Source organism: Mycolicibacterium holsaticum DSM 44478 = JCM 12374 (assembly GCF_019645835.1).
In the GTDB taxonomy this organism is placed as follows: Bacteria; Actinomycetota; Actinomycetes; order Mycobacteriales; family Mycobacteriaceae; genus Mycobacterium; species Mycobacterium holsaticum.
The window spans coordinates 506,418-531,899 of sequence record NZ_CP080998.1 but is presented as its reverse complement, the minus strand read 5'-3'; the positions used below and the strand labels follow the sequence as shown (position 1 = coordinate 531,899).

The 25,482-nt window shown below is 69.2% G+C and carries 28 protein-coding genes and 1 tRNA gene; 12 read left to right on the top strand and 17 right to left on the bottom strand.

What is annotated here, in order from left to right; all coding sequences use genetic code 11:
- Positions 1–2 precede the first annotated feature (2 nt).
- Genes K3U96_RS26825 through ssd form a run of 7 tightly spaced genes read right to left on the bottom strand, consistent with a single transcriptional unit; the run spans position 3 to position 4,499 of the window.
- The gene (locus K3U96_RS26825; RefSeq protein WP_308206792.1) at positions 3–446 is read right to left on the bottom strand and encodes an Rv3654c family TadE-like protein; all 444 of its coding nucleotides are present in this window, start codon (positions 444–446) and stop codon (positions 3–5) included.
- A complete protein-coding gene (locus K3U96_RS26820; RefSeq protein ID WP_230982345.1) occupies positions 346–645 on the bottom strand; it encodes a TadE family type IV pilus minor pilin in 300 nt (99 codons plus the stop codon). The genes K3U96_RS26825 and K3U96_RS26820 overlap by 101 nt, the downstream gene beginning before the upstream one ends.
- Positions 646–668: 23 nt before the next feature.
- On the bottom strand, positions 669–872 hold the full coding sequence (locus K3U96_RS02635; protein WP_069405253.1) for a DUF4244 domain-containing protein: 204 nt from the start codon (positions 870–872) through the stop codon (positions 669–671).
- A gap of 24 nt (positions 873–896) precedes the next feature.
- Positions 897–1,463: a type II secretion system F family protein gene (locus tag K3U96_RS02630; protein ID WP_069405254.1), complete on the bottom strand. Its 567-nt coding sequence runs from the start codon at positions 1,461–1,463 to the stop codon at positions 897–899.
- On the bottom strand, positions 1,460–2,248 hold the full coding sequence (locus K3U96_RS02625) for a type II secretion system F family protein (RefSeq protein ID WP_220691979.1): 789 nt from the start codon (positions 2,246–2,248) through the stop codon (positions 1,460–1,462). Before K3U96_RS02625 ends, K3U96_RS02630 begins: the two co-directional genes overlap by 4 nt.
- Positions 2,245–3,420 carry a TadA family conjugal transfer-associated ATPase gene (locus tag K3U96_RS02620; RefSeq protein ID WP_220691978.1) on the bottom strand — a complete coding sequence of 392 codons (1,176 nt, stop codon included), beginning with the start codon at positions 3,418–3,420 and terminating at the stop codon, positions 2,245–2,247. The genes K3U96_RS02625 and K3U96_RS02620 overlap by 4 nt, the downstream gene beginning before the upstream one ends.
- On the bottom strand, positions 3,417–4,499 hold the full coding sequence (gene ssd, locus K3U96_RS02615) for a septum site-determining protein Ssd (protein WP_069405257.1): 1,083 nt from the start codon (positions 4,497–4,499) through the stop codon (positions 3,417–3,419). Before ssd ends, K3U96_RS02620 begins: the two co-directional genes overlap by 4 nt.
- Before the next feature lie 485 nt (positions 4,500–4,984).
- Here ssd and K3U96_RS02610 point away from each other — a divergent pair, with 485 nt between their 5' ends.
- Positions 4,985–5,773, top strand: a complete 789-nt coding sequence (locus K3U96_RS02610; RefSeq protein ID WP_110917310.1) for an HAD-IB family hydrolase — start codon at positions 4,985–4,987, stop codon at positions 5,771–5,773.
- Positions 5,774–6,163: 390 nt separating this feature from the next.
- Here K3U96_RS02610 and K3U96_RS02605 read toward each other — a convergent pair whose 3' ends face one another.
- Positions 6,164–6,979 (bottom strand): Fic family protein, encoded by an 816-nt coding sequence (locus tag K3U96_RS02605; RefSeq protein WP_230982344.1) that lies wholly within the window; start codon positions 6,977–6,979, stop codon positions 6,164–6,166.
- Between the two features lie 114 nt (positions 6,980–7,093).
- Between K3U96_RS02605 and acs the strand changes: the two genes are divergently transcribed.
- The gene (gene acs, locus K3U96_RS02600) at positions 7,094–9,046 is read left to right on the top strand and encodes an acetate--CoA ligase (protein WP_220691977.1); all 1,953 of its coding nucleotides are present in this window, start codon (positions 7,094–7,096) and stop codon (positions 9,044–9,046) included.
- Positions 9,047–9,051: 5 nt separating this feature from the next.
- Here acs and K3U96_RS02595 read toward each other — a convergent pair whose 3' ends face one another.
- On the bottom strand, positions 9,052–9,723 hold the full coding sequence (locus K3U96_RS02595) for a S1 family peptidase (RefSeq protein WP_069405261.1): 672 nt from the start codon (positions 9,721–9,723) through the stop codon (positions 9,052–9,054).
- A 185-nt stretch (positions 9,724–9,908) separates the two neighbouring features.
- Between K3U96_RS02595 and K3U96_RS02590 the strand changes: the two genes are divergently transcribed.
- Both K3U96_RS02590 and K3U96_RS02585 read left to right on the top strand, forming a co-directional pair.
- Entirely contained in the window at positions 9,909–10,427 is a 519-nt protein-coding gene (locus K3U96_RS02590; RefSeq protein ID WP_220693368.1) for a phage holin family protein, read from the top strand.
- Positions 10,427–11,389, top strand: coding sequence for an alpha/beta fold hydrolase (locus K3U96_RS02585; protein ID WP_220691976.1), 963 nt, complete (start codon positions 10,427–10,429; stop codon positions 11,387–11,389). The genes K3U96_RS02590 and K3U96_RS02585 overlap by 1 nt, the downstream gene beginning before the upstream one ends.
- Here K3U96_RS02585 and marP read toward each other — a convergent pair whose 3' ends face one another.
- Genes marP through nth form a run of 4 tightly spaced genes read right to left on the bottom strand, consistent with a single transcriptional unit; the run spans position 11,390 to position 14,793 of the window.
- Positions 11,390–12,577 (bottom strand): acid resistance serine protease MarP, encoded by a 1,188-nt coding sequence (gene marP / locus K3U96_RS02580; RefSeq protein ID WP_220691975.1) that lies wholly within the window; start codon positions 12,575–12,577, stop codon positions 11,390–11,392.
- Positions 12,574–13,344 carry an NUDIX hydrolase gene (locus K3U96_RS02575; protein ID WP_220691974.1) on the bottom strand — a complete coding sequence of 257 codons (771 nt, stop codon included), beginning with the start codon at positions 13,342–13,344 and terminating at the stop codon, positions 12,574–12,576. The genes marP and K3U96_RS02575 overlap by 4 nt, the downstream gene beginning before the upstream one ends.
- Entirely contained in the window at positions 13,341–13,991 is a 651-nt protein-coding gene (locus K3U96_RS02570) for a TlpA family protein disulfide reductase (protein ID WP_220691973.1), read from the bottom strand. The genes K3U96_RS02575 and K3U96_RS02570 overlap by 4 nt, the downstream gene beginning before the upstream one ends.
- 19 nt (positions 13,992–14,010) lie before the next feature.
- The gene (gene nth, locus K3U96_RS02565; protein ID WP_220691972.1) at positions 14,011–14,793 is read right to left on the bottom strand and encodes an endonuclease III; all 783 of its coding nucleotides are present in this window, start codon (positions 14,791–14,793) and stop codon (positions 14,011–14,013) included.
- Positions 14,794–14,937: 144 nt separating this feature from the next.
- Here nth and K3U96_RS02560 point away from each other — a divergent pair, with 144 nt between their 5' ends.
- The gene (locus tag K3U96_RS02560) at positions 14,938–15,231 is read left to right on the top strand and encodes a hypothetical protein (RefSeq protein ID WP_084223140.1); all 294 of its coding nucleotides are present in this window, start codon (positions 14,938–14,940) and stop codon (positions 15,229–15,231) included.
- A 103-nt stretch (positions 15,232–15,334) separates the two neighbouring features.
- Positions 15,335–16,009, top strand: a complete 675-nt coding sequence (crp, locus tag K3U96_RS02555) for a cAMP-activated global transcriptional regulator CRP (RefSeq protein ID WP_069405269.1) — start codon at positions 15,335–15,337, stop codon at positions 16,007–16,009.
- A gap of 70 nt (positions 16,010–16,079) precedes the next feature.
- Here crp and K3U96_RS02550 read toward each other — a convergent pair whose 3' ends face one another.
- Genes K3U96_RS02550 through sp36 form a run of 3 tightly spaced genes read right to left on the bottom strand, consistent with a single transcriptional unit; the run spans position 16,080 to position 17,510 of the window.
- Entirely contained in the window at positions 16,080–16,859 is a 780-nt protein-coding gene (locus K3U96_RS02550; RefSeq protein WP_230982343.1) for an MBL fold metallo-hydrolase, read from the bottom strand.
- 7 nt (positions 16,860–16,866) lie between these two features.
- Positions 16,867–17,352, bottom strand: a complete 486-nt coding sequence (locus K3U96_RS02545; protein ID WP_069405271.1) for a RidA family protein — start codon at positions 17,350–17,352, stop codon at positions 16,867–16,869.
- On the bottom strand, positions 17,349–17,510 hold the full coding sequence (sp36, locus tag K3U96_RS02540) for a Sp36 family protein (protein ID WP_109747120.1): 162 nt from the start codon (positions 17,508–17,510) through the stop codon (positions 17,349–17,351). The genes K3U96_RS02545 and sp36 overlap by 4 nt, the downstream gene beginning before the upstream one ends.
- A 71-nt stretch (positions 17,511–17,581) precedes the next feature.
- Between sp36 and bagA the strand changes: the two genes are divergently transcribed.
- Entirely contained in the window at positions 17,582–18,604 is a 1,023-nt protein-coding gene (bagA, locus tag K3U96_RS02535) for an ATPase BagA (protein ID WP_205871018.1), read from the top strand.
- Between the two features lie 28 nt (positions 18,605–18,632).
- The gene (bagB, locus tag K3U96_RS02530; protein WP_069405273.1) at positions 18,633–19,763 is read left to right on the top strand and encodes an ATPase BagB; all 1,131 of its coding nucleotides are present in this window, start codon (positions 18,633–18,635) and stop codon (positions 19,761–19,763) included.
- A 6-nt stretch (positions 19,764–19,769) separates the two neighbouring features.
- Here the strand turns inward: bagB and K3U96_RS02525 are convergent, their stop codons facing one another.
- Entirely contained in the window at positions 19,770–20,126 is a 357-nt protein-coding gene (locus K3U96_RS02525) for a WhiB family transcriptional regulator (protein WP_069405274.1), read from the bottom strand.
- A 306-nt stretch (positions 20,127–20,432) separates the two neighbouring features.
- Between K3U96_RS02525 and ponA2 the strand changes: the two genes are divergently transcribed.
- From ponA2 to K3U96_RS02505, 4 genes are all read left to right on the top strand, one after another.
- On the top strand, positions 20,433–22,892 hold the full coding sequence (gene ponA2 / locus K3U96_RS02520) for a transglycosylase/D,D-transpeptidase PonA2 (protein ID WP_220691970.1): 2,460 nt from the start codon (positions 20,433–20,435) through the stop codon (positions 22,890–22,892).
- Positions 22,893–22,966: 74 nt separating this feature from the next.
- The gene (locus K3U96_RS02515) at positions 22,967–23,935 is read left to right on the top strand and encodes a metallophosphoesterase (protein WP_220691969.1); all 969 of its coding nucleotides are present in this window, start codon (positions 22,967–22,969) and stop codon (positions 23,933–23,935) included.
- Between the two features lie 68 nt (positions 23,936–24,003).
- The gene (cds1, locus tag K3U96_RS02510; RefSeq protein WP_220691968.1) at positions 24,004–25,098 is read left to right on the top strand and encodes an L-cysteine desulfhydrase Cds1; all 1,095 of its coding nucleotides are present in this window, start codon (positions 24,004–24,006) and stop codon (positions 25,096–25,098) included.
- A 284-nt stretch (positions 25,099–25,382) separates the two neighbouring features.
- Positions 25,383–25,456, top strand: a tRNA-Pro gene (locus K3U96_RS02505).
- Positions 25,457–25,482 lie beyond the last annotated feature (26 nt).

Here is a 25,482-nt window from a genome sequence, read left to right as displayed (position 1 = left end):
TGTCAACCGGTGGCGTCGACCGGGCCGGCCCGCGCGACCGCACGCGCCGGGCCGACCGCCAGCCGCCCAACCGCGACCTGAACCTGCACGGCGACCACGACGTCGAGGTTCTCGACCGCGCAGCGCGCAACGCTCGCGTCCATCGCGTCCGCGATCTGGGATGCCTGCGCACACGCCACCGCCGTGCCATCGGCAAGGGACACCGCGGCCGCCAGCGCGGCCAGATCGGCAGCCGCCTGCGCGCGGTGACGGCCGATCACCGCCGCACCGACATATACCGCGCCGACGGTGACCGCCAACACCACCGCCATCGCCGCGACGCCGGCCACGGTCGCCGAACCCTCCTCACCGCACGCCGGGCTCCACGGCGGCCACCGCCCGCGCGGCGACCGTGAGGCCCGGCAGCAGCGCCGAGCGCGCGCTGACCGTCGCGACCACCAGCGCACCGTCGCGCCGCACCCCCACCACCGCACCCTCGGGTGCGACGCCGCGCGCGACGGCCGCACCGTCATCACCGCGCGCCGCGAGCCGGGCGGCCTCGCGCGCCGCGTCGACGCATCGGATGTGCATCGACACCGCGGCGAGCCCGGCCACGCACAGGACCAGGACGACGACGAGACCCGCGAGCGCGAACGCCGCCTCCACCGTCGCACCGCCGAACTCGTCACCTAGGCATTGGTGTTCAGCGCGCGGTTGATGATGTTGGTCAGCGCGCTGACGATCGAGTCGCCGGTGACCACCGTGTACAAGATGGCGCCGAACGCCGCGGCGGCCACCGTACCGATCGCGTACTCGACGGTCGACATTCCGTCCTCGTCGACCAACAGCAGTGCAAACCGTGCTTGGGCTGCCCGAATCTTGTCCGCCAGCATGGTGTTTCCTTTCCCTATCTCGAATCACAGGACTCCCGAACGCAACACGTCACCGGCCAGCCCGACGACCACCGGGACAATGCCCAGGCACAGAAATGCCGGCAGGTAACACACCCCCAGCGGTCCGGCGATCAACACCGACGCCCGCTCGGCCGCCGCGCGAGCCGCGGCCGCGGCGTCATCGCGGGTTCGGGCGGCCAGATCCGTGCTGCCTTCGGCCAGCGCGGCACCCGATGACGCCGAACGCCGCGCCAGCCGCAGCAGCGCATCGGTGTGCTGGTCCGGGTGCCCGATGGGATCCGACCAGGCCACCGCCGGATCTGCGCCCAGCGCCAACAGGTCCGCGGCCCGGGTCAGCAGCCGGGCCAGGTGCGGCGGGGCGAGCGGCGCCGACGCCGCAGCCGCCGTCGACACCGCCATCCCCGAACGTAGGCAGGCGGCGAACACCTCGAACGTGGACGCCGCGGCCAGCGGATCAGTTCGGCCGCGCTCCCGTTGGACCCGAGCGGATTTCGGCGCAGCCGGCAGCCGGCGTGAAGCGCCCGGGCCAATCAGCACAGCCGCCGCCAGCAGCAACGCCACCGCGGTCATTTGAGGACCCCGTCGGTGATCCGGTCCGACCACGCCACACCGGTACACGCGAGCGCGACCCCGACCGCCAACACCCACTGACCCGCCCCGCCGGAGCACAGAAAGCCCATCGGCTCGGCACCGATCGACTGGCCGAGGCCGATGCCGAGCACCGGCAGGCCCGCCAGCACTGCCGCCGTCGTGCGCGCACCCGCCATGGCCGCGGTGACCTGGGCCGAAAAGCGTTCCCGCTCAACGATGTCTCGCTGCGCGGCCTGCATCAGCGTCGCGATCGCGAGGCCATGCGTCTGCGCCAGCTGCCAACACAGCGCGAGGCGTTCCCAGTGCGCGGACAGCGCCGACTGCCCAGCGACGCTGCGCAAACCTGCGGCGACGTCGGCGCCCATCCCGGCTCGGGCAGCGACCGTGCGCAGCGACGCCGCAACGTCACCGTCGACCTCTTTGGCGGCGGTGCCGAAAGCGGCGGCCGGATGCGCACCGACGCGCAGCTCACCGACGAGGACGTCCAATGCGCTTTGCAGCGCAACGGCTTCTGTTGCGCCGCGCCGGTTCCGGAACCGGCGGCGCCGACGGACTTCCACGGTGGCGGCGACGGCGGCGGCGGCCACCACGATGCCGGGCGGCGCGATGACCGCCAACCCCAACGCGATCACCGCCGGGCACGACAGCGCCACGGCACGCAGCCACGCCGGGGAGATGGGCGCGTGGGGGCGCAGCCGGATGCGACGGGTCGGTGCGGGTGCGACCAACAGCGCGAGCGCGAGCGCAAGTGCCGCGCCGCTCATGCCCGTCGCCGCTCGTCGATCAGGCTCCGCAGATGCGCTGCGCCGGGGCCGGATCCGGTGTCGGCGTGCCAGGCCGCCACGGCGTGCACCTTGTCGTCGGGCCCGCGTTGGAGCACCGCGATCTCGGTCAGCCTTCGGCGCCCCGCGCGGTCGCGGCTGACGTGCACGAGGACCTGAACCGCGGCGGCAAGTTGGCTGTGCAGCGCGGCGCGGTCGAGCCCGCCGACGGCGGCCAGGGCCTCCAGCCGCGCCGGAACCTCCGCGGGACTGTTGGCGTGGACGGTGCCGGCGCCGCCGTCGTGACCGGTGTTGAGCGCCGCGAGCAGGTCGACCACTTCGGCGCCGCGGACCTCGCCGACCACGATGCGGTCGGGTCGCATCCGTAACGCCTGCTTCACCAACTGACGCACCGTCACCTCGCCGACACCTTCGACATTCGGGCAGCGGGCCACCAGCTTGACCAGATGCGGATGGGCGGGGGCGAGTTCGGCGGCGTCCTCCACACAGACGATCCGTTCATCGGCAGGCACCGAACCCAGCACCCCCGCCAACAACGTCGTCTTTCCGGCGCCGGTGCCACCCGAGATCAACATCGCCAGGCGCGCGTGGATGATGTCGTCGAGCAGCGCCGCGGCTGCGGGTTCGATGGCACCCGCCTTCGCGAGCGCCGCGAGGTTCTGGGTGGCAGGCCGTAGTACGCGCAGCGAAAGGTGGGTGCCGCCGACCGCGACCGGCGGCAACACCGCGTGCAATCGCACGGTGAACTCCCCGGTGCCCAAACCGCTGAGCTGACCGTCCACCCACGGTTGGGCCTCGTCGAGTCGTCGGCCCGCCGCCAACGCCAGCCGTTGGGCCAGCCGGCGCACCGCCGGCTCGTCGGTGAATCTAACTGTGCTGCGGCGCAACCCGGCGCCGTCGTCCACCCACACGGCGTCGGGCGCGGTCACCAAGACATCGGTGGTGCCCTCGGCGCACAGCAGCGGCTCCAACACACCGGCACCGGTGAGTTCGGTCTGCACGGCCCGCAACCCGCGCAGCACCTCGCTGTCGCCGAGCAGGCCACCTGATTCGGCGCGGATCGCGTCGGCGACGACGTTCGGGCGCAACGGCACCGACGACACGGCCTCGGCGGCCAGCCGCTCACGGACCCGGTCGATCAGCGACGCGCTCATGCCGCCTCCACCACCGGATGCCCGCGCAACACGGTGAGCACCCGCCTGGCCGCCACGGCCAGCGGGGACTGCCGTCGCAGCCGCAGGCCATCCCGTTCCAGGACACGCGCCACCGCCGGCTGCGGACGCATCGCGGCCAACACCGGCAACGCGACGATCTCGGCGACCTGACGCGGCCGCAGACCACCCGGCGCCGGTCCGCGTACCACCAGGCCCGCGTTGGGGTTGACCGTGGTGACCCACCGCGCCAGCGCGGCCGACGCAGCACATGAGCGCACGTCGGCGGGAACCACGACGACGACCAGATCGGCGCAGGCGAGCGCGGTTTCGGCGGCCGTCGTCGACCGTCTCGGCACATCGCAGACCACCGTCACCCCGCCGCGGCTGCCCGCGTCGATCACCGAACCCAACGGGGCCGGGTCGATGTCGCCGCCGGCGCGGGCGCACGACAGCACCGTCACGCCGTGGCGGTGTGGCAGCGCGGCGCGCAGCGCGGTGTAGGTGAGCCTGCCGCCCTGCAGCATCAGGTCCGGCCAGCGCAGCCCGGGGTCGGCTTCGCTGCCCAACACCAAGTCGATGCCGCCGCCCCACGGGTCCGTGTCGATGAGCATGGCTGCTGAGGCTTGAGTGACCTGTGATGCTGTGCGGGCGAGTGCGGCAGCGAACACCGAAGCACCCGCGCCGCCCCGCCCGGCAAGCACCGCGACCACCGCTCCGCGCGCCGCATCCTCGCGGACCGCGTCGGCGGCATCGGCCAACTCGGCCATCAACTCGGCGTCCTGCCCGGGCAGCGCGACGACCCGTTGCGCGCCGATCGCGATCGCGGCTTCCCATTCGGCGGCGACCGGTTCACGCCGGCCCACCAGCACGACGCGGGCGCGCCGGGGCAGCGCCCGCTGGGCGCAGCGGTGCGCACCAGCGACGTCGAGCAGCACGGCCGCCGCGCCTGTCCACACCTTGCGGCTCGACGGCTCGGATGCATGCACCACCTGCAGGCCGACGGCCGCGCAGACCCGGTCGACGTCAGCGCGTAGTGCGGGGTCGTCGATCAGCGCGAGGATGCCGTGGGCGGTGGCCATGAACCCACCTTGCGGGCAAACCCGGCACCGCGCGATGAGCACACTTGGATCTGTGGATGATTCGGCGGATGTGGATAACCGAGGATCCGACGCTCCGCGAAAACCGCGTTCCGCAACGTTGTGAGGCCACCGAACTTATCCGCTATGCGAATAGCCCCGGAAAAGAGACGACCCCCGCCAGGGGGGGAGGAGGCGGAGGTCGTCGTGTATCAGCCCCGGGGGGTCGGGCTGATGCACACCCGACACAAGGCCGGGTAAGGCTCACTATACACACGCCAGTGCGGGCCGACGCAAGGGTTGCTTGCTGAAGAAAGCACAGAAAGTGAGGAAAGACTGCAGTCACCGACACGTGTCGTGAACTGCCAATTTGTACAGAGGCCAGGTTTGTGTCACGCAGCGGGACCTATGCTGGCGCCGTGACCGAATCGCAATCGCCGACCGCAGCGTCGGGGGGTCCGCAGCCGGCGCCGCCGGCCGGTGAGCCGATCAAAACCGCGGCGTTCTTCGACCTCGACAAAACGGTGATCGCGAAATCGAGCACATTGGCGTTCAGCAAACCCTTCTTCGCGCAAGGGCTAATTAATCGACGGGCAGTTTTGAAGTCTGCCTATGCCCAATTTCTGTTTCTGATGTCCGGTGCCGACCACGATCAGATGGACCGGATGCGCACCTACCTCACCAACATGTGCGCGGGCTGGGACGTCGAACAGGTTAAGTCCATTGTGGGCGAGACGCTGCACGAGATCGTCAACCCGTTGGTGTTCGCAGAGGCCGCCGACCTGATCGCCGATCACAAGTTGTGCGGCCGCGACGTCGTCATAGTGTCGGCCTCCGGTGAAGAAATCGTCGCGCCCATCGCTCGCGCGCTCGGCGCCACCCACGCGATGGCGACGCGGATGGTCGTCGAAGACGGCCGCTATACCGGCGAAATCGCGTTCTATTGCTACGGCGAGGGCAAAGTCGAGGCAATTCGCCAGCTTGCCGCCCGGGAGGGTTACGCGCTCGCGCACTGCTATGCCTACACCGACTCGATCACCGATCTGCCGATGCTCGAAACCGTCGGTCACCCCAGCGTGGTAAACCCGGATCGCGCACTGCGCAAAGAAGCTGTCGCGCGCGGTTGGCCGGTGCTGACCTTCTCCCGGCCGGTGTCTCTGCGCGACCGTATCTCCGCGCCGTCGGGCGCCGCGGTGGCCACCACCGCCGCGGTCGGGGTGAGCGCGTTGGCGGCCGGCGCGCTGACCTATTCGTTGCTTCGGCGTTTCGCGTTCTGATCCGCGTTTTCGTGCCGCGGCGCGCGGCAGCGCCGCTGCGGGTAACGATCCGGGACCGGTGCGGGAATCAGCCCTTGATGTGACCGCGGTCACGGGGTACAAAGGAGGCACGGAAGCTTGGGGAGGCCAAGGCCGAGCCGGAAGAGAAGGCTCGGACTCCCGAACCAAGCTCCTAGCGCGGATCCCGGCACCCACGCGGAGCACACGCCGCGAAATAGGCAGAAGTGTTGCGGGCCTGCGTATTTGCGAAGAGCGGACGGCGGGAATTTCCCTGACGACCCTTTGGGTGGGGTTGCAGCCGCAGCGCATCGACAAAACGCCGAGGCCACCCACGCAGCCGACCGAGCACGCTTGGTAACCGGTGTCCGTGCTAGCGGGCGGCGAGCCGAATCACTTCGGAGCGCCGCCCGCTTCATTTTGTCCCCGGCTCGCGCGTGGGCCCTGGGACGGCTGCGAACCCATGGCTTGCGCGATCGACAACGCTTCGCGCGCACCGGCGTGCAGCGCCCGGCAACTCAGCAGCAACCACGACGTCAAACCGTCGCGCGTACCCGACGAGAAGCCGCGCGCCGCGGCGGTGTAGTCCCCGGACTGCCGCATCAGATAGACCTCCGGCACCCCCAGGCCGTGCGGGTCGAGCCCGCTGGACATCGTCACCAGCCGCGACACCGCCCTGGCCACCACACCGTCGGCGCTGCCGAACGGTGCGAGCGTGAGCAGTTCACCGTGCGCGACGGCGGCCAGGACCGGCGCGGGCACGGCCCGCCCGGCGTCGCCCGTGACGATGTCGGCCAGCAGCGTGAGCCGGTGCCCGACGTCGGGGTCGGTGCGCGGGCGGCCCAGGTGGTCGTCGTCGACGAGGTCCGCGGCCGCCAGCGCATGCAGCCGGGCGATGGCCTGCAACGGGGCGCGCCGCCACACCCCCACCAGCGCGGTCTCGCCGCCCTCGAGCGCCTCCGACACCCGCAGCGCGCCCGCGAGCACCGGGTCGAGCTCGTCGCCGCCGGCCAACTGCAACGAGCCGCCGTCCAAAACCGACGACGCCCGCGCGCCGCGCAGCGCGGACTCCGCGGCAGTCGCCGGCCAGCCGCGCAAGTTGAAGCGGTGCCGGTGCGCACGGCCCAGCGCGTCGCGCGCTTCCTCGCAGGCTTGCGCAACTCCGGGCAGTTCGACCAGCGGGGCCAACGGGTTGGCTGAAGCGGTCACGGCAGCCCACGCTAGTCCTACCGGCGCGCTCACCAGCCAGCGCGTCGCGCACGCTCACCGACACCTTGTGACATGTCGGCGTGCTCGATGGGTTCGGTGACTACGCTCACAGGTATGTCCGAGACGCAAACCGAAGCCCCCGCTGTCTATCCGCCCGCCAAGGAATTCGTCGCACAGGCCAACGCGACCGAGGAGCTGTACCGCGAGGCCGAGCAGGATCGACTGGCGTTCTGGGGCCGGCAGGCCGAGCGGTTGGCCTGGGACACCCCGTTCACCGAGGTGCTGGACTGGTCGGACGCCCCGTTCGCGAAGTGGTTCGTCGGCGGCAAGCTCAACGTCGCCTACAACTGCGTCGACCGCCACGTCGAGGCCGGCCACGGCGACCGGGTGGCGATCTTCTGGGAGGGCGAACCGGAGGGCGACAGCCGCGCCATCACCTATGCCGAGTTGCAGGAGCAGGTGTGCAAGGCGGCCAACGCGCTGACCGATCTGGGCCTGGCCACCGGCGACCGGGTGGCGATCTACATGCCGATGATCCCCGAGGCCCTCGTCGCGATGTTGGCGTGCGCCCGGCTCGGTGTGCTGCATTCGGTCGTGTTCGCCGGCTTCTCGGCGTCGGCGCTGGCCGCCCGCATCGGGGACGCCGAAGCCAAGGTGGTGATCACCTCGGACGGGCAGTACCGGCGCGGCCAGGCGGTGTCGCTGAAGGAGGGCGCCGATCAGGCGGTGGCCGATCAGCCGTCGGTTCAGCATGTGCTGGTGGTGCGCCGCTGCGGGCTGGACGTGCCGTGGACCGAGGGCCGCGACGTGTGGTGGCACGACGTCGTCGACGGCGCCTCATCCGAGCACACCCCGGAGGCGTTCGACTCCGAGCACCCGCTGTTCCTGCTCTACACGTCGGGCACCACCGGCAAACCCAAGGGCATCATCCACACCACCGGCGGCTTTCTCACCCAGGCGGCCTACACCCACTACTACGTGTTCGATTCCAAACCCGACACCGACGTGTACTGGTGCACCGCCGACATCGGCTGGGTCACCGGGCACAGCTATATCGTGTTCGGGCCGTTGGCCAACGGCGCCACCCAGGTGGTCTACGAAGGCACCCCGAATTCACCCAACGAGCATCGCCACTTCCAGATCATCGAAAAGTACGGTGTCACCGTCTATTACACCGCCCCCACGTTGATACGCACGTTCATGAAGTGGGGTCGGGAGATCCCCGACGCCCACGATCTGTCCAGCCTGCGGCTGCTGGGCTCGGTCGGCGAGCCGATCAACCCCGAGGCGTGGCGGTGGTACCGCAAGGTGATCGGTGCCGACCGGACCCCGGTGGTCGACACCTGGTGGCAGACCGAGACCGGGGGCATCATGATCGCCCCGCTGCCCGGGGTGACGGCGGCCAAGCCCGGCGCGGCGATGGCGCCGCTGCCGGGGATCTGCGCACAGATCGTCGACGAGGACGGCCAACGCATCCCGCCCAGCCCGCCCGACAGCGAACCGGTCACCGGGTACCTGGTGCTCGACCAGCCATGGCCGGCGATGCTGCGCGGCATCTGGAAGGACCCGGAGCGGTTCAAGGACACCTACTGGAAGCGGTTCGAAAGCCAGGGCTGGTACTTCGCCGGTGACGGCGCACGCTACGACGCGGACGGTGACTTCTGGGTGCTGGGCCGCATCGACGACGTGATGAACGTGTCCGGACACCGCATTTCGACCGCGGAGGTGGAGTCCGCGCTCGTCGGTCACCAAAACGTCGCCGAGGCGGCGGTGGTCGGGGCCAGCGATGCCCAGACCGGGCAGGCGATCTGCGCGTTCGTCATCCTGGAGGCGCACGCGAAATCCAGCAGCGACGAGATGGTCGACGTGCTGCGTGAGCAGGTCGCCAAGGAAATCGGAAAGATCGCGCGGCCCCGCGAAATCCACGTCGTACCCGAGCTGCCCAAGACCCGCAGCGGCAAGATCATGCGCCGGCTGCTGCGCGACGTCGCCGAGGGACGCGAACTCGGCGACACCTCAACCCTGGTGGACCCCAGCGTGTTCGAGAACATCCGGACCAGCAAGTAACCGCGTCACGAAGCCCCGATCGGGACGAAACCCGTTCCCGGCCGGTTCTTCGCGGTGATGTCGGCCAGCTGGGTGTTGAACGACATCGTCACCGCGGGCGTGTGCAGCGGGATGTACTTGATGATGCAGGTGGGCAGCGTCTCGGAGAACGCACCGTGGATCATGCCGACAAGCCGGTTGTTGACGGTGACGGGTGCACCGGAGTCACCCGGCTGACCGCACACCTGGTTGACGATGGTGCCCGGTTCGGTGCCCGGACCCCACGTCACCCCGCACGAGTAGCCGGTGGTGCGGCCCAGCTTGCAGGCGACGTCGCCGACGACCGGGTCCGGACCCAGCCCGTCGATCTGAAACCCGTTGACGTTGTTGACCGGTCGCACCTTGGCCGGGTCGAACTGGATCACCGCGTAGTCCAGTTTGTCGTTGCCCGCGACCATGGCGCCCACCACACCCGCGTCCGGGGCTCCTTCGGCGGCCACCTGCGCACCTGGCCCGCCGCAGTGGGCCGAGGTGAAGCCGACCAGGTCGCCCCGGTTGTCATGGCCGATCGCGGTCAGCGTGCACAACGTCTCGCCGTTGACGACCAGCCCCGACCCGCCGCCCAGGGCCACCGGGTCGGCGGCGTTGGCGACCGGCGCCAACCCGCCCAGAGCCGCCAGCCCGGCAAGGGCGGTCATTGTGGTTGCGAGACGACGCAGGCAGCGGCCGCTGGTCCTCAAAGGTTTCTCCCCAATCGCGTGCCCGACCTGCCTTGCTGGAATCCCGCCAGTCTATCGTCGGTCGGCCCGCGGTTAGGCACACGCCACATGGCAACACCTGACATGGCAACATGAACCGCGACCGATAGCCGAGCCGGGAGGAACTGTCCGTGAGCGATCGCAGCAGGAATGGCGCGCCGACCACCGTGACGTCGATACCACTGGTCGATCCGCACGCCGCCAAGGCCGACCCGTCCATCGGTGACCTGGTCAGGGATGCGACCACGCAGGTCTCGACCCTGGTACGCGCGGAAGTGGAGTTGGCCAAGGCCGAGATCACTCGTGACGTCAAGAAGGGGCTCACCGGCAGCGTCTACTTCGTCCTGGCGCTGGTGGTGTTGTTCTACTCCACGTTCTTCTTCTTCTTTTTCGTCGCCGAACTGCTCGACACCTGGATCTGGCGCTGGGCGGCGTTCCTGATCGTGTTCGGCATCATGGTCGTGGTCACCGCGGTGTTCGCGCTGCTGGGTTACCTCAAGGTGCGTCGCATCCGTGGCCCGCAGCAGACCATCGAATCGGTGAAGGAGATCCCCGAGGCGCTGACCCCCGGCCACGACAAGGCCAAGACGATCGCCGCCGGTGACGGCAAGCCGGCGTCGACCACCGATCCATCAGGCTGGTAATGCCCTCCGGGCAGCCGCCCGATGCGTCGGTGGTGCGCATCGACGGTCCATGGCGTCATCTTGATGTGCACGCCAACGGAATTCGATTCCATGTGGTCGAGGCCGACTCCCCGGACGCGTCGACGACACCCGCTACCGAACGCTCGCTGGTCATCCTGCTGCACGGCTTCGGCTCGTTCTGGTGGTCGTGGCGCCACCAGTTGCGCGGGCTGACCGGTGCCCGGGTGGTCGCCGTCGATCTGCGCGGCTACGGCGGCAGCGACAAGCCGCCCCGCGGCTACGACGGCTGGACGCTGGCCGGCGACACCGCCGGGTTGGTGCGGGCGCTCGGCCACAACGAGGCGACGCTGGTCGGCCACGCCGACGGCGGGCTGGTGTGCTGGGCGACCGCGGTACTGCACCCGCGGGCGGTCCGGGCGATCGCCGTGGTCAGCTCACCGCATCCGGTGGCCCTTCGGGCCTCCGTGCTCAGGCGGCGGGACCAGCGGGTGGCGCTGCTGCCGTGGCTGCTGCGCTATCAGGTGCCGATGTGGCCCGAGCGCGCGTTGACCCGCCGCAACGCCGAGGAGCTCGGACACCTGGTGCGCAGCCGAGCCGGCGCGAAATGGCTTGCCTCAGAGGACTTCAGCGAGACCATCGGGCACATGCGGCAGGCTATCCGGATTCCGTCGGCGGCACATTCGGCGCTGGAGTACCAGCGCTGGGCGGTGCGCAGCCAGCTGCGCGGTGAAGGGCGACGGTTCATGCGGTCGATGCGACGCCCAATCAACGTTCCCGTCCTGCACCTGCGGGGTGACGCCGACCCCTATGTGCTGGCCGACTCCGTGTACCGCACACAGCAGTACGCCCCGCACGGCCGATACGTATCTCTTTCCGGCGCAGGGCATTTCGGGCACGAGGAGGCGCCAGAGGCGGTCAACGAGCAACTGTCGCGCTTCCTGTCGCAGGTGTACGGCGCGTGACTAGCTGATGCAGGTGCCGGTGGGCACGCGTTGGGTGTTGCCGATCTTGGTGAGTTGACGCGACACCTCGTCGGCGGTCAGCACGAACCCGGTGTCCGCGTCGTCCACAGCGGCGCCGAATACCACACCCAGCACGTCGCCGTCGCGGTCGATCATCGGACCGCCTGAATTACCTTGGCGCACAGTGCCTCTAATGGTGTACACCTCACGCTCTACGGTGTTGGTGCGGTAGATGTCGGGTCCGCTGAGCTCGATGATCTCCCGGACCCGGGCGGGGGTCGCGACGAAATCCCCGCCGCCGGGATAGCCCATCACGACGGCGTCGGTTCCGGTCGACGCGGGTGTCTCGGCGAACTGCAGCGGTTGCGACGGCAGGTTGGGCACGTCGAGGATCGAGATGTCGGCCTCGGGGTCGTAGGACACCACGTAGGCGTCGTAGGTCTGGCCGTCGGCCTCGATGGTGACGCTGTCGGAGCCGGCCACCACGTGCGCGTTCGACATCACCCGGTCGGGTCCCACCACAAACCCGCTGCCTTCCAACACCTTCTGGCAGCCGGGTGCCACCCCGCGGATCTTCACCACGCTGGGCCGCGAGGTTGCCACGACCGGGTCGACGGCCAGGGCGGCGTCGGGGGCGTCGACGGCCACGATCGGGGTGCGCCCGAACGGCTGCAGCACGTCGGGCAGGCCGGAGGTGTCCAACAGCGCCGACAACCGGGTCGGCACCGAGCGCAGCCAGTCCGGCGCGACGTCGTTGACCTCCTTGAGCACCTGCGAGCCGCGCACCGCGGCGGCCAGGTTCGGCTGATCCGAGGACTGCAGCGGGTAGGTCAGCATCCACGCGGCGACCAACACGGCGACGATCTGCAACCCGACCCCGATGAGGGAGTCGATGGCCCGCAGCCCACCGTTGCGGATGGCGCCGCGCACCGCGCGGCCCAGCACCACGCCGGCGATCTCGCCGACGACCACCAGGGCCAGGATCAAGAACAACGTCACGAACAGCTTGGTGCGGGGTCCGTCGATGTTGGCGACCAGGTGCGGGGCCAGCAGCACACCGGCCACCGCGCCGAGCACCACGCCGAGGAATGACAGCAGCGAACCCAGCGCGCCCGAGCGCCATCCCGAGATGCCGGCGATGAAGGCGACGGCGAGGACAACAAGGTCGAGCCACTGCGACGAAGTCATGGTTGTGTTTCACCGTAACCGGCGTCGTGCCCAACGAGCGCCATTGCCTCGTCGAGTTCGCGTACGTCGTCGGTGTTCCACGGCCGCGCCCAGCCCGCGACGTCGAGCATCGCCGAGATCACCTGGCCGGTGAACCCCCACACCAGCATCTCGTTGAGCAGGAACGCCGGGCCGGCGTATCGACGGGTGTTCTCCTTGCGATACACCATGATTCGGTTCTCGGGGTTGACGAACGCGCGCAGCGGTACCCGCGCCACGACGGCGGTCTCGGCTTGGTCGACGACGGTGACCGGGCCCGGGTCCGGGGAGTAGGCCAGCACCGGTACGACGTGGAAGCCCGACGGCGGGATGAACAACCGTTCCAGCGTGGCCAGCGGATGCAGCCGCCCGGTGTCGATCCCGGTCTCCTCGTTGGCTTCGCGCAGCGCGGTGTGCACCGGGGTCAGGTCACCGGGGTCGGCCGCTCCGCCGGGAAACGCGGCCTGACCGGCGTGGTGGCGCAATGTGGCGGCGCGGACGGTGACCAACAGGTCGACGTCCCGGGGTGGCTCGTCGGCATGCGCTTGCGGCGGGCCGGAGAACAGCACCAACACGGCGGCGTCCCGGCCCGCGCCGGGGGTCGTGTCCACCCCCATCGCGGCCAGGATCTCGGGCGGCACCCGGCGGCGATAGGCCCGTTTGACCTGGTCGGTGTTGTCGAGCAGCGGCTTGAGCCAGGACGGCGCGGCACCAGGGGCCAGCGGACTCTCCTCGCTGACCCAGCTCACCCGGTGGCTCCTATCGACGGGTTGACCGCTGCGGCGATCTCGTCGGCGTTGTCAAACGAGCGCGGCAGAACGTCAGCAACGCTACCGTCCGCGCGAAGCACCACGGTTGCGGGCATGACGTTTGGTACCCGCAACGCCGCGGCGATCAACCGGCGGCCGTCCTGCAGCGTGGGTAACCGCACGCCCAGTTCGGCCAGCCGCAGCAGCGCCGCGGTCTCGTTCTCGTCCTGGTGCACCGTGAGCACGGTGACCTCCGGCCCGACCCGGCGCTGGTACTCGGCCATCGCGGGCAACTCCGCCGCGCACGGTGCGCACCAGTAGGCCCACAGGTTGAGCACCACCGTCCGGCCGGCCAGTGCCGTGGCGACGTCGACCATGGCGCCGTCGCCCACGCATTCCAGGGTGATGCCGCGCAGCGCCTCGGGCCCGGCGCCGGTGCCCGGTGACGGGCACGGCGCAAGGTCCGCGCGTGCTCGGGGGACCGCCAGGGCGGCCGCGGTGTCGGCGTCGCGGCGGTCACGCGCGGTTCCCGGCCCGCCCGACCCGGTGCCGGCGTCGTCGCCGCCGGCCAGTTCGAACCACAGCGCCACACCGAGGGCGAGCAGGATGACCATCACGGCCACCGTCCATCGGGTCGAGCTGCGCATGCTTCTCACACGGGCCGGGCTACAGCCCGGCCAGCGCCAGCAGATGCTCGGTTTCGGGGCCCTTGACCAGCGGCGCGGCGATCAGCGGGTCGGTCGGCCCGAGGCCGAACGAGGGGCAGTCGTTGGCGAGCACGCACACCCCGCAGGCAGGTTTGCGCGCGTGACACACCCGGCGGCCGTGAAAGATCACCCGGTGGCTCAGGTCGGTCCACTCCTTGCGCGGGATCAGCTCGCCGACCGCGTGCTCGACCTTGACCGGGTCTTCCTCGGCGGTCCACCGCCACCGCCGCACCAGCCTGCCGAAATGGGTGTCGACGGTGATACCGGGTATGCCGAACGCGTTGCCGAGGATGACATTGGCCGTCTTGCGGCCCACGCCGGGCAGCGTGACGAGGTCGGCCATGGTGGCGGGCACCTGACCGTCGAACCGCTCCACCAGTTCCTGACCCAACCGGATCAGCGAGCCGGCCTTGTTGCGGAAGAAGCCGGTGGGCCGGATGAGCTCCTCGAGTTCGGCGCGGTCGGCCTGCGCGTAATCCAGCGCGGTGCGGTACCGCTTGAACAACGCCGGGGTGGTCAGGTTGACGCGTTTGTCGGTGCTTTGGGCCGACAGAATCGTCGCGACCGCGAGCTCCAGCGGGTTGGTGAAGTCCAGTTCGCAGTACACATGTGGAAATGCCTGCGCGAGCGTCCGATTCATTCGCCGCGCCCGGCGCACGAGGCCGATGCGGGTTTCGTCGTCCCATTTGCGGGCGCGTTTGGCCGCGGCCGGCTTGCCCGTCGATGTGTCGCGCACCGTCACGACAGCCAGCCTACTGAGGCCGTCCGACACCGCCGGGAAACGGTACGGCGGACCGGTGACAAACCGTGATCCCGATGAGACCTTGGCCGTGTTTACTTCAGCCTTGTGTCCTGGTTGCTGGTCGGATTGATTCCGGGGTTGCTGATGTTGGCGACATTCGGGCTCGACCGTCTAGAAGCGGGTCTGCGCCGCGACACGGTGTCGGCCACCGACGTGGCCGCCTTCCTCGCCCACGCCCGCGCCACCGACGTCGACACGCTGGCCCGGGACGGGATGGGCACCGCGCTGGAGCGGGTGGGACAACGCCAGCACACCCCCGAGCCGACGCGCAACGGCCTGACCGGCAACGGCGCGGCATCCGATTTGCCGACGCGCTATTACGGACACCCCGAGCCCAATCCTGGATTTCAGCCGACTCGACATGCCAATCGTGTGTAGCGTGGGCTGGTCGCGAATAGGGGTACCTCTAGACTGATTTCGCTAACCAAGCTAGAGGTCGGCTTGCGCATGTCATATCACCCAACAGCTTAAGAGGGGCAACGTGGACGAGATCCTGGCGAGGGCCGGAATCTTCCAGGGGGTCGAACCCAGCGCCGTATCCGCGCTGACCAAGCAACTGCAGCCCGTCGACTTCCCCCGCGGACACACCGTGTTCGCCGAGGGAGAGCCAGGCGACCGGCTGTACATCATCGTGTCCGGGAAGATCAAGATCGGCCGGCGGTCGCCGGACGGCCGGGAGAACCTGCTCACCATCATGGGCCCGTCGGACATGTTCGGTGAGCTGTCGATCTTCGACCCCGGCCCACGGACGTCGAGCGCCACCACGATCACCGAGGTACGCGCGGTGACCATGGACCGCGACGCGCTGCGGGCGTGGATCTCGGATCGTCCGGAGATCGCCGAGCAGCTGCTGCGGGTGCTGGCCCGCCGCCTGCGCCGCACCAACAACAACCTGGCCGACCTGATCTTCACCGACGTGCCCGGCCGCGTGGCCAAGCAGCTGCTGCAGCTGGCCCAGCGGTTCGGCACCCAGGAGGGCGGGGCGCTGCGGGTGACGCACGACCTGACGCAGGAGGAGATCGCTCAGCTCGTCGGCGCGTCACGCGAGACGGTCAACAAGGCGCTCGCCGACTTCGCCCACCGCGGCTGGATTCGGTTGGAAGGCAAGAGCGTATTGATCTCCGACTCCGAACGCCTGGCCCGCCGCGCCCGCTAGTTCTTTCCGCCCAGATCGACGAAATGGTGGAATTTACTCGCACTTTTGCGCCCGTTTGTCCTTTCGGGCGTCAGGAACGCAGGTAGTCCACCTGGGCTTGCACGGACCATTCGGCGACGTCCCAAAGCTTTTCGTCGACGTCGGTGTAGACGTGCTCGACGATCTGGCGGACGGTGGCGTCCTCACCGAGCTCCCGTAGCGCGCCGCGCACCTGATCGAGCCGCTCCTCGCGGTGCGCCAAATACATGTCGCTGACCGCTGCCAGGTCCGCGAGTTCGGGGCCGTGGCCGGGCAGCACCGTGCGCTGGCCGAGGCCGCGCAGCCGCTGCAACGAGTCGAGATACTCCTGCAGGCTGCCGTTCTCCTTGTCGATCACCGTGGTGCCGCGGCCCAGCACCGTGTCGGCGGTCAGCACCGCGTCGTCGAGCACGAACGACACCGAGTCCGCGGTGTGGCCCGGGGTGGCCATCACCGTGATCCGAAGCCCCGCGGCATCGATGACCTCCCCGTCGCTCAGCGGTCCGCCCAGCCCGCGCAGAAACCCGCTGCCCGTCGAGCGCACCACCGCACCGGTGCGCTCGACGATCTTGTCGATGGCGCCGGTGTGGTCCTCGTGGCGGTGGCTGATCAGGATCAGCGGGATCTTGCCGAGCTCGGCGAGCCGCGCGACGTGGTCGTCGTCGTCATCGGGGCCGGGGTCCACGAGCACCATCTCGTCGCTGCCCGCACCGCGCAGCACCCAGGTGTTGGTGCCGTCCAGCGTCATCATCCCGGGGTTGTCGCACAGCAGCACCGACGCGGTGTCGGTCACCGGCCGAAGCCGCCCGTATGCGGGGTGCTCGAGGGTCACCGGGCGCTCACCGCACCTCGACGACGATCTCGACCTCGACGGGCGCGTCCAGCGGCAGCGCCGACACCCCGACTGCCGAACGGGCATGGGCACCCGCGTCGCCGAAGACCTCACCGAGCAGCTCGGAGGCGCCGTTGACGACGCCGGGCTGGCCGTAGAACTGCGGGGCCGACGCGACGAACCCGACCACCTTGACCACCCGGGCGACCGAGTCGACGCCGACCAGCGAATGCACCGCGGCCAACGCGTTGAGCGCGCACACCCGGGCCAGCGCCTTGCCCTGCTCGGGGCTCACCTCGGCGCCCACCTTGCCGGTCTGCAGCAGCGCACCGTCCTGCATCGGCAGTTGACCGGCGGTGTAGACCAGGTTGCCGGTGCGCACCGCGGGCACATAGGCCGCCAGCGGAGGCACCAGCGCGGGCAGTTCGATGCCCAGCTCGGCCAGCCTGGCGGCCGGTGTCTGATGCCGCCGGCCCTCCGGCTCCGGTGTCATTTCGGTCGTTTGAGGTACGCCACGTGCTGCTCACCGGTCGGCCCTGGCAGCACCGACACCAGTTCCCAACCGTCCTCGCCCCACTGGTCGAGGATTTGTTTGGTTGCGTGGGTGAGCAACGGAACGGTGGAGTACTCCCAGCGGGTCGGTTCGGTCATGTGCCGAGCTTATCCGGCGGTCAAATCGGGCCGCGGGCTCCATGAGCCCGCAAACCACTGGCTAGCATGCACTGGTGGCTTCCACTACCAATGGCGGGAAATCCGTCGGCTGGCCGTCTCGCCTGACCAAGGCGCGCCTGCACTTCGTCACCGGCAAGGGCGGCACCGGCAAGTCGACGATCGCCGCGTCCCTGGCACTGGCCCTGGCGGCCGGCGGCCGCAAGGTGCTGCTGGTGGAAGTCGAAGGGCGCCAAGGGATTGCGCAGCTGTTCGACGTGCCGCCGCTGCCCTATGAAGAGGTCAAGATCGCGACGGCCGACGGCGGCGGTCAGGTCAACGCGCTGGCGATCGACACCGAGGCGGCGTTCCTCGAATACCTCGACATGTTCTACAACCTCGGGCTGGCCGGGCGCGCGATGCGCAGGATCGGTGCGGTCGAGTTCGCGACGACGATCGCCCCGGGGCTGCGCGACGTGCTGCTCACCGGCAAGATCCGCGAGATCGTGACGCGCGCCGAGAAGGGTAAGCAACCGGTGTACGACGCCGTCGTCGTCGATTCGCCGCCGACCGGGCGCATCGCCCGGTTCCTCGACGTCACCAAGGCGGTGTCCGACCTGGCCAAGGGCGGACCGGTGCACGGGCAGGCCGAAAGCGTCGTCAAGGTTCTGCACTCCGATCTCACCGCGATTCACCTCGTCACGTTGCTGGAGGCGCTGCCGATCCAGGAGACGCTGGAAGCCATCGACGAGCTCAGGGAGATGGACCTGCCGATCGGCAGCGTCATCGTCAACCGCAACATCCCGCCCTACCTGTCAGCGGAGGACCTGGCCAAGGCCGCCGAGGGCGACATCGACGCCGACGAGGTGCGGTCCACTCTGGCCGGTGCCGGTATCACGTTGTCCGACAGCGACTTCGCCGGCCTGCTCACCGAAACGATCCAGCACGCCACCCGGCTCAAGGCCCGCGCCGAGAGCTCCGAGCAACTCGACGCACTGGACCTGGCCCGCCTTGAGTTGCCGCAGATCGCCGACGGCGTGGATCTGGGGAGCCTCTACGAACTGGCCGAAGCGCTCGCACAGCAGGGCGTCCGGTAGCCACCCCGGACCGTTTGAGGAGATGTAGATGAGCACCAGCCCGCCGGCCCTCGACATGCGCGCGATCATCGAGGACACCTCCAACCGCGTCGTGGTGTGCTGCGGCGCAGGTGGTGTCGGCAAGACCACCACCGCGGCCGCGCTGGCGCTGCGCGCCGCCGAATACGGCCGCACGGTGGTGGTCTTGACGATCGACCCGGCCCGGCGCCTGGCCCAGGCCCTGGGCATCGCCGACCTCGGCAACACCCCGCAGCGCGTCCCGCTGGCCCCCGAAGTGCGCGGCGAGTTGCACGCGATGATGCTCGATATGCGCCGCACGTTCGACGAAATGGTGATCCAGTACTCCGGACCCGATCGGGCTGACGCGATTCTGGACAACCAGTTCTATCAGACCGTCGCGACATCGCTGGCGGGCACGCAGGAATACATGGCGATGGAGAAGCTGGGACAGCTTCTCGGACAAGACAAATGGGATCTGGTCGTGGTGGACACCCCGCCGTCGCGTAATGCCCTGGACTTCCTGGACGCGCCAAAACGGTTGGGCAGCTTCATGGATAGCCGGCTGTGGCGCCTGCTGTTGGCGCCGGGCCGCGGGTTCGGACGTCTCGTGACCGGCGCCGTGGGCTTGGCGATGAAGGCGCTGTCCACCGTGTTGGGTTCCCAAATGCTTGCTGACGCAGCCGGTTTCGTTCAGTCGCTGGACGCCACGTTCGGTGGTTTCCGGGAGAAGGCCGACCGCACCTACGAGCTGCTCAAGCGTCGCGGCACCCAGTTCGTCGTGGTGTCGGCGGCCGAGCCCGACGCGCTACGCGAGGCGTCGTTCTTCGTCGACCGGCTGTCCGAAGAACACATGCCGCTGGCCGGGCTGATCCTCAACCGCACCCATCCCACGCTGTGCGATCTGCATGCGGAGAAGGCACAGGAAACCGCCGAGGAGCTCGAGAAGACCGACCCGGACTCGTTGACCGCGGCCGTGCTGAAGATCCACGCCGATCGCGCGTTGACGGCAAAGCGTGAGGTTCGGCTGCTGTCCCGGTTCACCGGGGCCAATCCGCACGTGTCGATCGTCGGCGTGCCGTCGCTGCCGTTCGACGTGTCGGATCTGGAGGCGTTGCGGGCGATCGCCGATCAGATCACCGGCGAAACATCAGCTGCGTAGAGCGGTCTAGACCGCGCTGCGGTGTTTGCGCTGGGCGGCGAAGAAATCGGCCCAGGAAACCACCTCGGGGTGCTGTTTGAGCAAGGCGCGCCGCTGGCGTTCGGTCATCCCACCCCACACGCCGAACTCGACACGGTTGTCGAGTGCGTCCGCGCCACATTCCAGGATCACCGGGCAGTGCCGACAGATGACCGCGGCCTTGCGCTGCGCGGCCCCGCGTACGAACAGCTCATCGGGATCTGCCTGGCGGCATCGAGCCTGGGATACCCAGGCGATACGGGCTTCGGCTTCGGCGCCGTGGACAACAGTGTGGGTGGAAGAAGCCATGCTTGTCCTGCGAGCCGCGGGCCTAGTTGCTGACACCCGAAGATTCCCTTCTTTCCCTGCCGCCCCGCCGAGGCTGTGGCGGCCATGTCGTCCGGTGTAGAAGGCTATTGCGATCTACGCCACAGTGCGGGGGTCCGATGTGACCTGCATCGCACTGTCTGCTCAACTTAGGTGGTCAGAGGGTTTCGCGCAATGGGTAGTCCGGCACTTTTTTGGGACGACCGTGCCGTCAGCGCCCAAAATTGACGGTCACGCGGATATGTGTGCTGCTTGGACGTTTTTTCGGCGGCCGATCGACGCTGCCCCGTTTTGCGGCCGAATCTGCGTCGTTACTCTGTAGCCATGCCAGAGAGCCCGCCACCGCGGCCGCCCACGACGGTCACGGTCATCAAGCTCGCCTGGTGCGCTCTTCTGGCCAGTGTGCTGGCGGCGGCGCTGATGTTCCCCGTGGTCGGCGGCATCGGTCTGGTCTCGAACCGGGCCTCCGATGTGGTGGCCAACGGATCGGCACAGTTGGTCGAGGGTGAGGTCCCCCAGGTGTCGACGATGGTCGACGCCAAGGGCAACGTCATCGCGTGGCTGTACTCGCAGCGCCGCTTCGAGGTGTCCAGCGAGGACATCGCCAACACCATGAAGCTGGCGATCGTGTCCATCGAGGACAAACGGTTTGCCGAGCACAACGGCGTGGACTGGCAGGGCACCCTGACGGGCCTCTCGGGTTATCTCTCCGGAAACCTCGACACCCGCGGCGGTTCGACGATCGAGCAGCAGTACGTGAAGAACTACCAGCTGTTGGTGATCGCGCAGACCGAGGCCGAACGCCGCGCGGCCATCGAGACCACCCCGGCGCGCAAGCTGCGCGAGATCCGGATGGCGTTGACGCTGGACAAGACGTTCACCAAGCCCGAGATCCTGACCCGCTACCTGAACCTGGTGTCGTTCGGCAACGGGGCGTTCGGTGTCCAGGACGCCGCACAGACCTACTTCGGCGTCGACGCCTCCGACCTGGACTGGGAGCAGGCGGCGCTGCTGGCCGGGCTGGTCCAGTCGACCAGCACGTTGAACCCGTACACCAACCCCGACGGCGCGCTGGCCCGACGCAACGTCGTGCTCGACACGATGATCGAGAACATCCCCGAAGAGGCCGCCGCGTTGCGGGCGGCCAAGGAGAAACCCCTGGGCATCCTGCCGCAGCCCAAGGAACTGCCGCGCGGCTGCATCGCCGCCGGTGACCGCGCGTTTTTCTGCGACTACGCGCTGGAGTACCTGGCCCGGGCGGGCATCAGCAAGGAGCAGGTCGCCAAGGGCGGCTACCTCATCAAAACCACGCTCGATCCCGACATCCAGGCGCCGGTGAAGGCAGCGGTCAACCAGTTCGCCGATCCCGAACGCGCCGGTGTCGCCAGCGTGATGAGCGTGATCCGGCCGGGCAAGGAGTCCCACCCGGTGCTGGCCATGGCCAGTAGCCGGACCTACGGCCTGAACACCGACGCCGAGGAGACCATGCAGCCGCAGCCGTTCTCCCTGGTCGGCGACGGTGCCGGGTCGATCTTCAAGGTCTTCACCGTCGCCGCCGCGATGGAGATGGGCATGGGCATCAACGCGCAACTGGACGCACCGGCCCGGTTCCAGGCCAAGGGCCTGGGGACCGGCGGGGCCAGGGGCTGCCCGCCGGCGACATGGTGCGTGGAGAACGCGGGCAACTACCGCGGCAGCATGAACGTGACGGACGCGCTGGCCACCTCCCCCAACACCGCCTTCGCCAAGCTGATCTCGCAGATCGGGGTGCCGCGGGCGGTCGACATGGCCGTCAAGCTGGGCCTGCGGTCCTACGCGCTGCCCGGCACCGCGCGTGATTACGACCCCGAAAGCAACGAGAGCCTCGCCGATTTCGTCAAGCGGCAGAACATCGGGTCGTTCACCCTGGGGCCCATCGAGGTCAACCCGCTGGAGTTGTCGAACGTCGCCGCGACCCTGGCCTCCGGCGGGATGTGGTGCCCGCCGAACCCGATCGCCGAGGTCGTCGACCGGCACGGTGAGCAGGTGTCGGTGACCACCGAGACATGCGAGCAGGTGGTGCCCGACGGGCTGGCCAACACCCTGGCCAACGCGTTGAGCAAGGACGACCAGGGCGCGGGCACCGCGGCGGGCGCCGCGGGCTCGGTGGGCTGGAACCTGCCGATGTCGGGTAAGACCGGCACCACCGAGGCGCACCGCTCGTCGGGCTTCCTCGGCTTCACCAACCATCTGGCCGGCGCCAACTACATCTACGACGATTCGTCGTCACCGGGCTCGCTGTGTTCGTTCCCGCTGCGCAAATGCGGCGGTGACGGCAACCTCTACGGCGGCAACGAGCCCGCACGGACGTGGTTCGCGGCGATGAAACCGATCGCCACCATCTTCGGCGACGTCAACCTGCCCCCGACCGATCCGCGCTACGTCGACGGCGCGCCCGGATCCAGGGTGCCCAGCGTGGCGGGCCTGTCCCAGGACACCGCCCGGCAGCGGCTGCGCGACGCGGGTTTCCAGGTCGCCAACGACGCGACGCCGGTGAACAGTTCGTCGTCGTACGGCACGGTGGTCGGCACGTCGCCCGCGGGGCAGACGGTGCCGGGTTCGATCATCACCCTGCAAATCTCCAACGGCATTCCCCCGGCCCCACCGCCCGCACCTGAGGGCCCGCCGGGCATTCCGGGGTTGCCGGTGCCGGTCGGCGAGACCGTGGTGCAGATTCCGGGTCTGCCGCCGATCACGGTTCCCGTGCTCGGCCCGCCGCCTCCGGCACCGCCGCCACCACGGTGAGCACGGCTGTGCGGTTGCCCACGCCATGCTGTGGAAAGCGGTAACCGCAGGCAACTGGCAGTAGGCTCACATGCATGCCCGCTCGTTCCCCCCATTCGACGACCCTGAAGAACACCGCCGCGGTGACCGCGGGTGCGTTGGCAGCCGGCATCGCGTACGCCTCGGTCATCGAACGCAACGCCTTCGTGCTGCGCGAGGTGACCATGCCGGTGCTCTCGCCGGGGACGTCGCCGCTGAAGGTGCTGCACATCAGCGACATCCACATGCGGCCCGGCCAGCGCCGCAAGCAGGCGTGGCTGCGCGAACTGGTGGCGCTGGAACCGGACCTGGTGGTCAACACCGGCGACAACCTGGCTCACCCGAAGGCCGTTCCGGCCGTGGTGCAGTCGCTGACCGAACTGCTCGCCGTGCCCGGGGTGTTCATCTTCGGCAGCAACGACTACTTCGGCCCGCGCCCGAAGAACCCGCTGAACTACCTGGCCAAGCCCGGCCACCGGGTGCACGGCGAGCCGCTGCCCTGGCAGGATCTGCGGGCGGCGTTCTCCGAACGCGGCTGGCTGGACCTGACCCACAACCGCCGCGAGTTCACCGTCAACGGGCTGCGGATCGCCGCCGCTGGTGTCGATGACCCGCACCTGTCGCGGGACCGGTACGAGACGATCGCCGGCCCAGCGCCCGCCGCGGCCGATCTGAAGCTGGGGCTGACGCATTCGCCCGAGCCGCGGGTGCTCGACCGCTTCGCCGCCGACGGCTATCAGCTGGTGATGGCCGGCCACACCCACGGCGGGCAGCTGTGCCTGCCGTTCTACGGCGCCCTGGTCACCAACTGCGACCTGGACCGGTCGCGGGCCAAGGGGCCGTCGCGGTGGGGTGCACGCATGCAGCTGCACGTATCGGCGGGTATCGGCACGTCACCGTATGCGCCGCTGAGGTTCTGCTGCCGCCCGGAGGCCACGCTGCTCACGCTGGTGCCTGCGCCGACCGGCGGCCGCGACGTGGGCAGCCGGATGGGCCAGTCCCATCCGAGCGTGTCCGTGCGGTGAGCCTTGCCGAGTGTCAGCGTGACGCACGCGCTTCGGCCACCGGCGTGGCCTGACCCGACACTCGACCGATGACCGTCTCGGCCCGGGACCGACCACGCGGGTGGGTCGACAACGCCGTGCGGCTGATCGAGGCCGACGCGCGGCGCAGCGCCGACACGCACCTGCTGCGTTATCCGCTGCCGTCGGCGTGGCGTGACGGCTGCGACGTGCACCTGTACCTGAAAGACGAGTCCACCCACATCACCGGGAGCCTCAAGCACCGGCTCGCGCGGTCGCTGTTCCTGTACGGGTTGTGCAACGGCTGGATCGACGAGAACACCACGATCATCGAGGCGTCGTCGGGGTCGACGGCGGTGTCGGAAGCCTACTTCGCCGCGCTGCTGGGTCTGCCGTTCATCGCGGTGATGCCGGCCTCGACCAGTGCGAGCAAGATCGCTCTCATCGAATCCCAAGGCGGGCGTTGTCATTTCGTGGCCGAGTCGGCGCAGATGTATGAGGAGGCCGAGCGACTCGCCGCGCAGACCGGCGGTCACTTCCTCGACCAGTTCACCAACGCCGAGCGGGCCACCGATTGGCGTGGCAACAACAACATCGCCGAGTCGATCTTCGACCAGATGCGCGACGAGACGCACCCGATCCCGGAGTGGATCGTCGTCGGTGCGGGTACCGGCGGAACCAGCGCGACGATCGGCCGCTTCATCCGCTACCGCCGCCACGCCACCCGGTTGTGCGTGGTGGACCCGGAGAACTCGGCGTTCTTCCCGTCGTATGCGGAGGGCCGCGGGGACGTGGTGACCGGAATGTCCTCGCGCATCGAAGGCATCGGCAGACCGCGGGTCGAGCCGTCGTTCCTGCCCGACGTGGTCGATCGGATGGTCATGGTTCCCGACGCGGCTTCGGTGGCCGCCGCGCGTCATGCCAGCGCGGTGCTGGGCCGCCGGGTGGGCCCGTCGACCGGGACCAACCTCTGGGGCTCGTTCGGGTTATTGGCGGAAATGCTGGCCGAGGGCCGCAGCGGTTCGGTGGTGACCCTGCTGGCTGACAGCGGGGATCGCTACGCCGACACCTACTTCTGCGACGAGTGGCTGACCAGCCAGGGGCTGGACCCCTCGGACGCGGCGTCGCTGCTGGTGGACTTCGAGCGCTCAGGTCGCTGGCCCTGATCGTCGGACCGGCTGACCAGCGGGCCTTCTGAAGTCAGGAACAGCCACAGCGCGGCCAGGGCGAAAAAGCCCACGTAGATGGATGCGCCTAAAACGGTCATCGCATGCCTCGCTTCTTTGTCTCTGTCGTTAGTGTGCATAACGCCACCGACAACGACATCCATCCCGCGGCGTGTCGCGGCCCCCACACTTGGCCCGCCCTGTCGCGGAAATCCGGGCCCGCCGGCAGGGGTGAGCGTTTGGCTTCGCACCCCACCGGTGCGATACGCTGTCGTGGCTTCACGCGGGGTGTGGCGCAGCTTGGTAGCGCGCTTCGTTCGGGACGAAGAGGTCGTGGGTTCGAATCCCGCCACCCCGACATATGTGATCTCAGGTGAGACGCCT